The sequence below is a fragment of the Halomonas rhizosphaerae genome, from assembly GCF_030012485.1.
GTDB lineage: Bacteria > Pseudomonadota > Gammaproteobacteria > Pseudomonadales > Halomonadaceae > Halomonas > Halomonas rhizosphaerae.
The window spans coordinates 1-12,616 of record NZ_JASCQQ010000034.1 but is presented as its reverse complement, the minus strand read 5'-3'; the positions used below and the strand labels follow the sequence as shown (position 1 = coordinate 12,616).

General features: G+C 67.3%; 10 protein-coding genes. 2 read left to right on the top strand and 8 right to left on the bottom strand.

All coding sequences use genetic code 11. The features are described 5' to 3' along the window. Positions 1-2: 2 nt before the first annotated feature. The 7 genes from QLQ86_RS15540 to QLQ86_RS15510 form a co-directional block, all read right to left on the bottom strand. Entirely contained in the window at positions 3-1,721 is a 1,719-nt protein-coding gene (locus tag QLQ86_RS15540; protein WP_282817563.1) for an NADH-ubiquinone oxidoreductase-F iron-sulfur binding region domain-containing protein, read from the bottom strand. 159 nt (positions 1,722-1,880) lie between these two features. Continuing rightward, positions 1,881-2,279: a RidA family protein gene (locus tag QLQ86_RS15535; protein WP_282817562.1), complete on the bottom strand. Its 399-nt coding sequence runs from the start codon at positions 2,277-2,279 to the stop codon at positions 1,881-1,883. Positions 2,280-2,304: 25 nt separating this feature from the next. Beyond that, a complete protein-coding gene (locus QLQ86_RS15530) occupies positions 2,305-3,072 on the bottom strand; it encodes an Ldh family oxidoreductase (RefSeq protein ID WP_282817561.1) in 768 nt (255 codons plus the stop codon). Then, positions 3,069-4,829 (bottom strand): hypothetical protein, encoded by a 1,761-nt coding sequence (locus QLQ86_RS15525; protein WP_282817560.1) that lies wholly within the window; start codon positions 4,827-4,829, stop codon positions 3,069-3,071. Before QLQ86_RS15525 ends, QLQ86_RS15530 begins: the two co-directional genes overlap by 4 nt. Further along, a complete protein-coding gene (locus QLQ86_RS15520) occupies positions 4,822-6,411 on the bottom strand; it encodes a BCCT family transporter (RefSeq protein ID WP_282817559.1) in 1,590 nt (529 codons plus the stop codon). Before QLQ86_RS15520 ends, QLQ86_RS15525 begins: the two co-directional genes overlap by 8 nt. Positions 6,412-6,451: 40 nt before the next feature. Then, positions 6,452-7,444, bottom strand: a complete 993-nt coding sequence (locus QLQ86_RS15515; protein WP_282817558.1) for a dipeptidase — start codon at positions 7,442-7,444, stop codon at positions 6,452-6,454. Between the two features lie 10 nt (positions 7,445-7,454). Continuing rightward, positions 7,455-8,894 (bottom strand): aldehyde dehydrogenase family protein, encoded by a 1,440-nt coding sequence (locus QLQ86_RS15510; RefSeq protein WP_282817557.1) that lies wholly within the window; start codon positions 8,892-8,894, stop codon positions 7,455-7,457. A 94-nt stretch (positions 8,895-8,988) separates the two neighbouring features. On the opposite strand from QLQ86_RS15510, the gene QLQ86_RS15505 reads away from it, so the two are divergent. Continuing rightward, positions 8,989-9,876 carry a LysR family transcriptional regulator gene (locus tag QLQ86_RS15505; protein ID WP_282817556.1) on the top strand — a complete coding sequence of 296 codons (888 nt, stop codon included), beginning with the start codon at positions 8,989-8,991 and terminating at the stop codon, positions 9,874-9,876. 45 nt (positions 9,877-9,921) lie between these two features. Here the strand turns inward: QLQ86_RS15505 and fdhA are convergent, their stop codons facing one another. Beyond that, entirely contained in the window at positions 9,922-11,115 is a 1,194-nt protein-coding gene (gene fdhA, locus QLQ86_RS15500) for a formaldehyde dehydrogenase, glutathione-independent (protein ID WP_282817555.1), read from the bottom strand. A 272-nt stretch (positions 11,116-11,387) separates the two neighbouring features. Between fdhA and QLQ86_RS15495 the strand changes: the two genes are divergently transcribed. Beyond that, positions 11,388-12,616: BCCT family transporter (locus QLQ86_RS15495; RefSeq protein WP_282817554.1), on the top strand; the 1,229-nt coding region annotated here is incomplete at its 3' end.

Below are 12,616 nucleotides of genomic sequence, written 5' to 3'. Positions count from 1 at the left end.
CCCTACCCCTTGACGATCACGTTCTGGCTGGCGAGCTCACCGCGGAAGTCCTTGAGCAGCCCAAGCACCGGATTGGGCGCCGCCTGGCCCAGGCCACAGATGGAGGCGTCCATCATCACCTGGGACAGCCGTTCGAGCTCCTCGACTCGCCACTCGTCACGCTCGAGCAGTGTCAGCATCTTCTCGGTCCCGACACGGCACGGCGTGCACTGGCCGCAGGATTCGTCGGCGAAGAAGGCGAGCAGGTTGGTGGCCACCGCCCTGAGGTCGTCCTGATCGGAGAGCACGATGATCGCCGCCGAGCCGATGAAGCACCCCGCCTCCTGCAGGGTATCGAAGTCCAGCGGAATATCGGCCTTGCTCGCCGGGAGTATCCCCCCGGAGGCGCCACCCGGCAGGTAGCCGGCCAGGCGATGCCCCTCGGCCATGCCGCCGCCATACTCCTCGACCAGCTCGTTCAAGGTGATGCCGGCGGGCGCCAGGTGGACCCCGGGTCGCCGGACCCGGCCGGAGAGCGAGAAGCTGCGCAGGCCCTGGCGGCCATGGCGACCGTGGCCGGCGAACCAGGCGGCGCCCTTCTCGTGGATCAGCGGGATCCAGTAGACGGTCTCGACGTTGTTGACCAGGGTCGGGCGGTCGAAGAGCCCCTTCTGGGCGACGAAGGGTGGGCGATGGCGCGGCTTGCCGGGCTTGCCCTCCAGCGACTCGATCATCGCCGACTCCTCGCCGCAGATGTAGGCGCCGGCCCCCCGGCGCAGCACGACGTAGCCCGGCGGCGCAAGGCCTTCGGCCTCGAGCTCGGCGATCGCCTCATGCAGCACCCGGTGCAGGCCGGGGTACTCGTCACGCAGGTAGATATAGAGCGCCTCGGCCTCCACCGCCCAGGCGCTGACCAGGGCTCCCTCGAGGAAGCGGTGCGGCGAGCGCTCCAGATAGTAGCGATCCTTGAAGGTGCCGGGCTCGCCCTCGTCGGCGTTGATCGCACAGTAGCGCGGCCCGGGTTCCTGGCGCACGAAGTGCCACTTCTTGAAGGTGGGAAAACCGGCGCCGCCCAGGCCGCGCAGGTTGGCCCGCTCGAGCGTCTCCTTCAGCGCCTCGACCGTGACCCGTCCCTCGCGACAGTCGGCGAGCAGCCGATAGCCGCCCGCGGCGCGATAGTCCGCCAGGCGCTGCCAGACGATCGCCTCGGGATGGAAGTGGCCGGTATCCACCACCGCCTCCACGCCCTCGACAGTGGCGAACAGCACATGGTGGTGCCCCACTTCCACCACCGGCGCCGTCTCGCAGCGCCCCATGCAAGGCGCCCGCACCACCCGCACCGCCTGCGGGTCGACACCGGCCTCCAGTTGCGCCTTGAGCGTCGCGGCGCCGGCCAGCTGGCAGGAGAGCGAATCGCAGACCCGCACCGTCACCTCCGGCGGCGGCGCCTGGTCGTCATGCACCACGTCGAAGTGGGCGTAGAAGGTCGCCGTCTCGTAGACCGCCGCCATGGGCAGGTTCATGTAGGCCGCCAGCGCCCGCAGCGCCACCAGCGGCAGGTGGCCGTGGGCGTCCTGGATGGCGTGCAGGTGCTCGATCAGCAGGTCACGGCGCCGCAGCCCGGGATCGCTTCGCTCGTCGCCCAGCAGCTGGCGCAGCGAGGCCAGGGCAACGGGGGGCAGGTCACGGCCACGGGGCCTGCCGCGGAAACGGCGCTTGGGGGTGACGGTCTCGACGGTCATGGCGTGCTCGTTGAAGTGCTTGTGAGGTGACCCGATATCGACAGCTTCCTGCCCCTTCGCGGGCGACGACGGGCATCATCGGCATGGTGTCACTCGCCCGTCATCAGGACAATGGCCGGGCGCAGGGCCGGTGAGCGGATGGATACGAGGATGTCGCTCTCAGCATGCCTCGGCGTCGGCTGTCTCCTGAATGACAGCATAGGCCACTATCTCGACGAGCATCTCCTCCCGGGCGAACCCCGAGACGATGATCGCGGCGCGATTGGGATAGGGCGCGCTGACGTACTCGGCATAGAGGCGATTGACCGTGGCAAGGTCCTCGCGACGGGTGACATAGATCAGCACCTGGGTCAGGCTGGACATGCCTCCCCCGGCACAGGCCAGGGTGTGGCGCAGGTTCTCCAGGGTCTGGCGGGCCTGGGCCTCTATCCCGCCATCCACGACGGCGCCATCGGCGCCGATGGGGATCTGGGCGGTGAAGAGGATGCCATTGCCGATGACGGCCCACTCCAGCGGGGCCTTGGCGGCATAGAGGTCGGTGGCGACGGGTTGGATCATGGAAGAGTCTCGCGAGGAAAGTGGGTCAGTCGTTGTCGTGGTCGCCGGCACCGGCACCGCCCCGGGAGGCCTCGGTGGATTCCACCAGGATGCGATGGGCCAGCGTCTTGAGGCGCGCCCAGATGGCGTCGTCCACCTCGATGCCTTCCTTGAGGGCCAGCTGTCGGCAAGCCAGCAGTTCCGACTCGGGATGATGGGCCAGCAGGTCGAGGTCGTGGTCGGCACCCAGCGACGGCAGCAGCTCCACATGATTGGCCATCACCAGGGTGATGCCGTCGTTGGGCTCGTTCTCCTCGGGTACGTCGCGTACCGAGTAGACACGCACCTCGGGAATGGCATGGCCCGCGCGAAAGCCCACCACCTGCTCGGTGAGGGGCACCTGGGCATTGCGCCAGAAGGCGGTGATGTTCATGCCACGCCCGGCAAGCCGCGAAAGGTAGCCCATGATCAGCTGTCGATTGTGGCAGCGGCGGATCTTGACCACCGAGAGACCGCGGGCCCGTGCCTTGGCAAAGCCAAGCTCGGTGGCCAGACTGATGCTTCGCAGCACGCTGTGGCCCTGGCCGTCGAGCACCGCCAGGTCACCGTCCTGGTAGATCAACCGCGGCCTCGCCTCGGGATCCTCCTCGAGCAGGTAGTCCAGCCCCCGGTTGAGCTGCTCGACGCCGTGCAGGCCGTGACACTGCATCCAGGCGACCATGTCGGCCGCATCGGCGGCATCCCCCTCCTCGAAGCCGATGCCGCTGAACGCCTTGCGGCACAGGCCCTGAAGTTCGTTGTAGGACACGTTCATTCGGCTACTACTCCCGAACGCCCATGGAATGACCTTGCATCCCCCTCCCGGGCGGGCTCGAGGGGGAAGCTCCAGTCGTCGAAGTCGGCGAGGTCCTGCGGCTCGGCATTGAGCTCCTCGACCAGCGGTGCTCCCTGGAACAGGGTGATCCGTACCCAGCGGTCCGACTTGGGATCGAAGCGACTGGCCCCGAAGAAGGAGAGCTTGGTGCGCAGCAGGTGCATCGGTTTCATGTCGCGATGCCAGAGGTTGGCGTGGATATCGCCATAGGGCGCCTTGATCAGCGTCTGGATGCGGCGCACCACCTCCTTGTGGCGGGGATGCTCGAGCAGGAAGTCGACCACCGTGGCACGAGGATGATCCTCGAGGAATTCGCAGACCCCCTGGTGGGTGCGCGCCACGCGTGGGCCGATGGCAATCTGCATCTCCTTCTCGGCGCCGGGCTCGGCATGGCGCACTCCCAGCCTCGGCTCCTCCTTCTCGGCGGAGCGATACCAGAACCAGTAGGCGCCCTCGCGGCTCTCGTAGTCATGGGCCAGCGCCCAGCCATAGTGGGTCTCGATCAGCTGGCGCAGGCGCATCAGCGGCATGTCCGGCGCGAGGTCGAGGTTCTCCGCCACCCCCATCTGGTCCTCCAGGGCGTCGACCTGGTCCGGATAGAGCTCGATCAGCAGGGTGTTGATCAGTTCCTGGGCCTCCAGCGGCAGCGTCCTTGCGCTCCACTCCACCAGCTGCTGCCAGATACCGGCCTCCAGCGGCACGCTGGCAAGCCAGGTCAGCACGTCTGGGAGCGCGGCCACCGTGACGGCATTGCGTTCGGCCTGTTCGGCGTCCTCGGTGACGGTCTCGTCGAGATGGTGCATGGCGCGGCGGGTCAGCGCGATGAGACGCTCGCGCTCGGCCTCCTCCGGTGCCTGACGCAGGGCGAGCGTCAGGGCCGTCTCGCGCTGGGTGACCCACTGGGCAATCAGCTGCGGATGGTTGATCAGGAAGGGCGCCATGCCGAGCCCCGTGGAATTGCCGATGCCCAGGTAACGCCGCAGTTCGGTGGCAAGTGGGCAGGCGGTATCCGGTGAGCGGCAGGCCGCGAGGTGCTCGACCTGCTCGATGGAAAAGTGCCTCAGGAGATAGACGCCGGCCATCTGCGCCGAGAAGGGCCGTCGGAAATCGGGGTTGTCCAGCAGGCGGGCGAAATCGGCGATGCCGAACTTGCCGTTACCGTAGACCGCCGTGGTCCGGTAGAGATAGCCGACCCGGGTCAGCCAGGCGGGATCGGGCTGCTCGCCATCCGCCAGGGCCTCGACGAAGTGGGCGAAGTTGCGCAGGCTCTTGTTGGCCCGCGACAGCACCAGCACCTTCGGGTGCTGACGTCCCGCCTCCTGCAGCGGCACGTTGGCGGCCATCTGCGCCAGCAGGCTGTCATCGACGTCCCCCTCCACCAGGCCGAAGGTCACGTCCCAGGCCTCGGCGATGACCCGGTCGGAGCGCCGCGCGTCATCCAGCGGCTGGGCGAACATCACGCCATGGTAGCGGCCATGGGGCGTCTGCAGCCGATAGATGGCCGTACCATGGCCGTTGGCATCCAGGTCGAAGCGCTCCCTGCTGATCTGCCACCGCTGACGGGCCATCTGGCGTACCAGGCTGCGCACGAAGCTCAGCCGGGTGGCATGCAGGCTGCCGAGCCGCTCGAGTCGCATCACCTCATCGGCGGGACGCAGGCCGAGCGGCGCTGCCGAGACGAGATCCGCACTAGTCATTGACGATCACCTTGGGGCGGGTGGTGAGGCCCTGCTGGCGCGCCATGGCGTAGGCCGCCTGGGGCCCGGTCCACAGCGAGGGCAGCAGGATCAGGGAGACGGGGATCGCGGTGATCACGATGAACTGCTGGAGCACGCCGATCTGGCCGGCTCCCATGTAGAGCAGGATGGCGGCCATCAATGACATGGCCACGCCCCAGAAGACACGAACACCGACATGGGGCCGATCATGCCCGGTGCAGACCACGGCGATGGCATAGCTCATGGAGTCCCCGGTGGTGGCGACGAAGATGGTGGTCAGCAGCAGGATGGCGAGCGCCATCAGGGTACCGCCCGGCAGGGCCTGGGCCACGGTAAGCGTCGCCACGTCGAACTGGAAGTTGTTGAGCGCCTCCGTGAGGTCGATCGCGCCGGTCAGCTGGAAATGGATCCCCGAACCGCCCAGCAGGGTGAACCAGACGGTGGTGGCGATGGGCGCCATGACCGCCACGGCAAGGATCATCTGGCGGATGGTGCGTCCCCTAGAGATGCGCGCCACGAAGATGGCCATCAGCGGGCCATAGCCGATGAACCAGGCGAAGAAGAACACCGTCCACCACTGCATCCACCAGGCGGGGGCGGTTTCCGAGGTCATGGTGGCCATGGCCAGGAAGGAGCTCATGTACTCGCCGAACCCCTGCAGGTAGGCGTTGGTGAAGAACAGGGTAGGACCGAACAGGAAGATAACGGCGGCAATGGCCAGCGCCAGGAAGACATTGAACCGGCTGAGCAGCTGGATGCCACGATGGATGCCGGTCGCCGCCGAGGTGACGTAGAGCGCCCCCAGTACCACCAGGATCACCAGCTGGGTGCCATAGCCCTCGGCGACGCCCAGCAGTTCATGCAGGCCGAAGCTGACCTGGGTGGCCAGGAAGCCGATCGGACCCACGGTGCCTGCCACGACGGCGATCACGCAGCAGGCATCGACCACACCGCCGAGCCAGCCGCTCATCACCCGCTCGCCGAGGACCGGATAGAGCAGCGTGCGCGGCTGCAGCGGCAATCCCTTGTCGTAGTGGGAGTGGGCCAGCACCACGGCGGTCAACGAGCCCAGCACCGCCCAGGCCAGGAAGCCCCAGTGCATGAACGACTGCGCGAGCGCCCCGGCCACCGCCTCCACGGTACCCGCCTCGGTATCGAAGGCCGGCGGCGTGACCACGAAGTGATAGACCGGCTCGCCGGCGGCGAAGAAGACGCCACCCCCGGCCAGCAGGGTGCACATGATGATCGATAGCCACTTGAAGGTGCTCAGCTCGGGCGTGTCGAGACCACCGACCTTGGCGCTGGCCGCCGGCGAGACGGCGAGCCCCATGGCGATGAAGAAGGTCAGCAGCAGCAGCAGCTGGAAATAGGAGCCGAGCATGGCGGCGGTCCAGGCGAAGCCGGCGCCGATGGCAGCCGCCACGCCCTCGACGTCGATGATCGACAGGACGACGAACAGCACGACGAAACCGACGCTGAGCCCCAGGACGACGGGGTCGCCGAAGCGATTGACGTGACCGGGGATCGGCCTTTCCGAGGAATGGTTGTCAGGCGTACTCATGATATTTTCCTTGTTATGGGATGAACCGTCGGAGGGGCGTTCAGGCGGCGACGGGGGTAGCGGCGCGCTCGAGCAGTGCCACCCAGTTGCGGCCCATGATGCGTTCGACCTCGCCCTCGTCGAAGCCGCGCTGGCGCAGCCCGTTGATCAGGTTGGGGAAGTCCCGGCTGTCGCGTAGCCAGGGCAGCGGGCGCGGCCAACCGGCATTGCTGGCACTGCCCTCGCCGTAGTCCATCTCCTTGGACCAGCGTCCGTTGCGCATCCATTCGAGCACCGCGACGGGCTGCGCCTGGCAGAGGTCGGTACCCAGGCCCACATGGTCGATGCCCATCAGGTCGACGGTCCGCGCGATCATCTCGCAGTAGGCCTCGAGGGTGCAGTCCGGGCCGTCCTTGAGGTGGAAGGGGTAGGCCGAGAAGCCCAGCAGGCCATCGCACTCGGCGATCGCCGCGAGCACGCGGTTCGACTTGTTGCGCTTGGCCGGGTGGAAGAACTCGGGGTTGGCATGGGAGATGATCACCGGACGCTCGGAGAGCTCGATGGCCTCGAGCGTGGAGCGCTCGGCACTGTGGGACATGTCGATGACCATGCCGACCCGATTCATCTCGCGAATCACCTGCCGGCCGAAACGCGTGATGCCGCTGTCCTCGCTCTCGTAGCACCCGCAGGCCAGCAGGCTCTGGTTATTGTAGGTCAGCTGCATGATCAGCAGGCCCAACCGGCGCATCACCGCCACCATGTCGATATCGTCCTCGATCGGCGAGCAGTTCTGGGCACCGAGGAAGATCCCCACCTTGCCGGCGGCGCGGGCACGTGCGATGTCGCCCGGCTCGCGCACCGGCATGATCAGGTCATGATGCTGCTCGAAACGGCGATTCCACTCACCGAGCCGCGACAGGGTCTCCCGGGTGTTCTCGTGATAGACCAGCGTCGCATGCACGGCATCGAGGCCGCCCTCGCGCATCTGCTGGAAGATCTCCCTTGACCAGTTCGAGTACTGCAGGCCGTCGATGGTCAGCATTTGCTTGGACATGGAGCGCTCCTCAGGCCTTGACGTAGCAGGTCTTGACCACGGTGTAGAACTCGCGGGCATAGCGACCCTGCTCGCGGGGACCGAAGCTCGAGTCCTTGCGGCCCCCGAACGGCACGTGGTAATCGGTGCCGGCGGTGGCCAGGTTGACCATCACGCAGCCGGTATCGGCGCGGGCCTTGAAGGCGTTGGCCAGTTTCAGGGAGTCGGTGATGATGCCGGCGGTCAGGCCGAAGTTGGTGTCGTTGAGGGTCTCGATGGCCGTCTCGGCATCCGCGACCTTGATCACACAGGCGATGGGGCCGAAGACCTCCTCACGGTTGATCGCCATGTCATTGGTGGTGTCGGTGAACAGGGTCGGCGCCATGTAGTAGCCCGGGGTCTCGCGCTCGAGACGCTCGCCCCCGTAGGCCAGCAGGGCACCCTGTTCGCGGGCCCGCTCGATCCAGGCCAGGTTGGATTCGAGCTGGCGGGCATCCGCGACCGGGCCGATCTGCACGCCCTCCGCCAGGGCATGGCCCACCGTCGCCCGGTCCAGCCGGGCGATGAGCTTCTCGACGAAGGCGTCGTGTACCGCCTCGGTGACGATCAGCCGCGAGGACGCCGTGCACTTCTGCCCGGTGCCGGAATAGGCGCCGGCGAAGGCCGCCTCCACGGCCAGGTCGAGGTCGGCATCATCGGCCACGATCAGCGCATTCTTGGAGCCCATCTCCAGCTGGCATTTCACCAGGTTCCCGGCGGTAGCGGCCGCCACACGCCGCCCTACGTCCAGCGAGCCGGTGAAGCTCAAGGCATGGATGTCGGGGCTCGAGATGAGGGCATCGCCGACGCTGCTGCCGGGGCCCATCAGCAGGTTGAAGGTGCCGGGCGGCAGCGCCTGGCGGCTGATGATCTCGGTCAGCGCCCAGGCACTGGCCGGCACCAGGTTGGCCGGCTTGAAGACCACCGCGTTGCCGAAGGCCAGCGCCGGGGCGATCTTCCATACCGCCGTGGCCAGGGGGAAGTTCCAGGGGCTGATCACGCCCACCACCCCGACCGGCTCGCGGCGGGTATCGATCTCGACACCGGGGCGCACGGAGTCCACCCGCTCGTCGAGCTGGCGCAGCACCTCGGCGGCGTAGTAGTGAAAGAACTGTGCCGAGCGATAGACTTCGCCCACACCTTCGGCCAGCGGCTTGCCCTCCTCGCGGGAGAGCAGGCGACCCAACTCGTCCTTGCGGGCGACCAGCTCGTCGCCGATCGCCATGAGAGCCGCATAGCGCGGCTCCAGGCCACTCTTGGCCCACTCGCGCTGGGCCTGTCTTGCTGCGTCGATGGCCTCGCCGACCTGGGCGACGCTGGCCTGGGCGTAGTGGCCGACCAGGTCGTCGGTGTCCGAGGGGTTGTGGTTGGCGATGGTGCTCTCGCCCTCGCGCCACTGGCCAGCGATGAAAAGCGGATAGGAATGGGACATGGGATACCTCCTGGATAGCGTTGACGCCATCCTAGGAGAGCCCCCAGGATAAGGATAATCAATAAATCCGATAAAATGATCAGGAAGCCTTACCATGCTGCCCGAGCTGAAGCTCCAGCCGCTGCGCTGCGTGCTGGCCATCATCGACCAGGGCGGTTTCCATGCCGCGGCCAGGCACCTGCATCGCAGCCAGCCGGCGATCTCCATGGCGGTGCGCGACCTCGAGGAGCGCCTCGGTCAGCCCCTCTTCGAGAAGGGCAACGGCAAGGCCACGCTGACCCCCTTCGGGCAGTGGTGCCTGCCGCGCTTTCGCGAACTGGTTGCCCACCACGACCGGGTAAGCCGCGACGCCCTGGCCATGGCCAGCCACCAGGCCGGTCGGGTGGATATCGCCACGGTGCCCTCGGTGGCCAGCCGCGTCATGCCCGGCATCCTGGCGAGCTTCGTGATCGACTTCCCGGGCATCGAGATCAACCTGCAGGATGGCCACTCCGAGCTGGTCAGCCAGATGGTGCTGGCCGGCGAGGTGGAGCTCGGCATCACCAGCCTCTGGCAACCCGAGGAGGGGCTGGAGTTCATCCCGCTGCTGCACGATGAGATCGGCGTGGTGTGCCGGGACGATCATCCGCTGGCCGGCCATGCGCGCCTGCACTGGCGCGAGCTGGCCGGGCAACCCCTGATCCGCAACGGCACCTCGCGGCTGCTCGAGGGCTCACCCGCCGCCGAACTGCTCGAGCGCAGTGCCCTGTACATCTCCAACATGATCTCACTGACCGCGATGCTCGAGGCGGGCATCGGCATCACGACCCTGCCGCGCCTGGCCTTCCAGGAGGAGCATGCCCGGCTACGCTTCGTGCCGCTGTCGGCCCCCCGCCTGGAGCGCCGGATCGGGCTGATCTGCCGGGCCGGCGTCAGCCTGTCGCCGGCGGCAGCGGCCATGCAACGGCATGTGAGGGCCTACCTGGCAGACCGGGGGGCGTGAGGGAAGGCGCCGGATGCGCGCCGGGCGTGCATCCGGCGCGGCCGCTTAGGCGGCCACGCTGCCGTGGGGGTCGATGACGAATTTCTTCGCTGCACCGCCGTCGAAATCGGCGTAGCCCTTCGGGGCGTCGTCCAGGGTGATCATCTGGACATTGACCGCATCGGCAATATTCACCTTGCCGAAGAGGATCGCCTGCATCAGCGGACGGTGGTACTTCATCACCGGGCACTGACCGGTGTGGAAGCTATGCGACTTGGCCCAGCCCAGGCCGAAGCGCATGCTCAAGGCTCCCTGCTTGGCCGCATCGTCGGCCGCGCCGGGATCCTCGGTCACGTAGAGGCCCGGGATGCCGATCTGGCCGCCGGCACGCGTCATCTGCATGGCCGAGTTGAGCACAGTAGCGGGCGCCTCCTTGCCATGGTTGCAACCACAGGCATGGGCCTCGAAGCCGACACAGTCGACGAAGGCATCGACTTCACGCTCGCCGAGGATCGCTTCGATCCTGTCGGCCATGTCCCCCTCCTGGGTCAGGTCGAGGGTCTCGCAACCGAAGCTGCGGGCCTGAGCCAGGCGCTCTTCGATCATGTCGCCCACGATCACGCAGGCGGCCCCCAGCAGCTGGGCGGAAACCGCGGCAGCGAGGCCCACCGGGCCGGCGCCCGCAATGTAGACGGTACTGCCCGGCCCGACACCCGCGGTCACACAGCCATGGAAACCGGTAGGGAAGATGTCGGAGAGCAGGGTCAGGTCACGGATCTTCTCCATGGCCTGATCGGCATCCGGGAACTTCAGCAGGTTGAAGTCGGCATAGGGCACCATGACGTACTCTGTCTGGCCGCCGACCCAGCCGCCCATGTCGACATAGCCGTAGGCCGCTCCGGGCCGCGCCGGATTGACGTTGAGACAGATCCCGGTCCGGCCTTCCTTGCAGTTGCGGCAGCGCCCGCAGGCGATATTGAACGGCACGGACACCAGGTCCCCCGGCTTGATGAACTCGACGTCGCGGCCGGCTTCGATGACCAGGCCGGTGATCTCATGGCCCAGCACCAGGCCGGACGGCGCGGTGGTGCGGCCGCGCACCATGTGCTGGTCGCTGCCGCAGATATTGGTGGTGACCACCTTCAGGATCACGCCGTGGTCGCATTTGCGATTGCCGAGGGCAAGTTCCGGATAGGCGATGGATTCGACGGCGACGTTACCCGGACCCTTATAGACGACTCCGCGGTTGGCTGCACTCATGGCTGGCTCCTCGATGTTGTTGTAACGGACTGCGTTGTAGCGTGGCAGATGCTTCCGCTGCTCCAGCCTAGGCACTCCGGGGCGGCCCACTTGCCCCAGAGAGGCACCCGCATGCCTCTTCAAGACATCGCCTCGACCCCAGGGGCCGACAGGTAACCGAAGGTCGCTTTCAGGACACCGCCCTCCTCGCCCCGCGCCAACAATGCTCGGGCCCCGGGCAGCGATGCCGGGGCTTCCCTCAGCCATTCCAACAACAACAGCGAGATCCCTTGATGCGCGACAACAGCGACGATGGGGTCCTGTCCCCCGGACAGGACAATACCCAGATACTGGGACTGGACTTCCACAATCCCGTCTTCCCCCTCTCCGCCCTGGCCATCCTGGCCTTCATCCTCTACGCCCTGATCTACCCCGATGCCGCCAACACCCAGCTGACCGCGGCCCGAGGCTGGTCCATCGAGCACTTCGACTGGCTGTTCATGATCGCCGGCAACCTCTTCGTGCTGCTCTGCCTGGCCCTGATCGTGCTGCCGGTGGGGCGGATACGGCTGGGCGGCGACCAGGCGCGGCCCGAGTACTCGACGATCTCCTGGTTCGCCATGCTGTTTGCCGCCGGCATGGGCATCGGCCTGATGTTCTGGAGCGTGGCCGAACCGGTGGCCTACTACACCGACTGGTACGGCACGCCGCTGAACGCCGCCGCCGGCACCCCGGCGGGGGCGAATGCCGCCATGGGGGCCACCATGTTCCACTGGGGCCTGCACCCCTGGGCCATCTACGCCGTGGTGGGCCTCTCCCTGGCCTTCTTCGCCTACAACCGCGGCCTGCCCCTGACCCTGCGCTCGGCCTTCACCCCGCTGCTGGGTGACCGGGCACGCGGCTGGGCCGGCCACCTGATCGACATCACCGCGGTACTGGCGACCATCTTCGGCCTGGCCACCTCCCTGGGCTTCGGGGCCTCCCAGGCCGCCGGCGGCCTCAACTACCTGTTCGACGTCCCCAACACCCTCGGCACCCAGCTGGCGATCATCGTCGGCGTCACGGTGGTGGCGCTGTTCTCGGTATGGCGGGGCATCGACGGGGGCGTGAAGCTGTTCTCCAACATCAACATGGTGATCGCCTTCGCCCTGCTGGCCTTCGTGGTGATCACCGGCTCCACCCTGCTGTTCCTCAACGGCCTGTGGGACACCACCCTGGCCTACGCCAGCCATGTCGTGCCGCTCTCCAACTGGATCGGCCGAGACGACACCACCTGGTACCACGGCTGGACGGTGTTCTACTGGGCCTGGTGGATCTCCTGGTCGCCCTTCGTCGGCATGTTCATCGCCCGGGTCTCGCGCGGGCGCACGGTCCGCGAGTTCCTGACCGCCGTGCTGCTGGTACCGACCGTGGTCACCATCGTCTGGATGAGCGCCTTCGGCGGCACCGCCCTGGCCCAGTCCGCGGCCGGCGTCGGCGAGCTGGCCCATGGCATCAGCGACGTCTCCCTGGCGATGTTCCA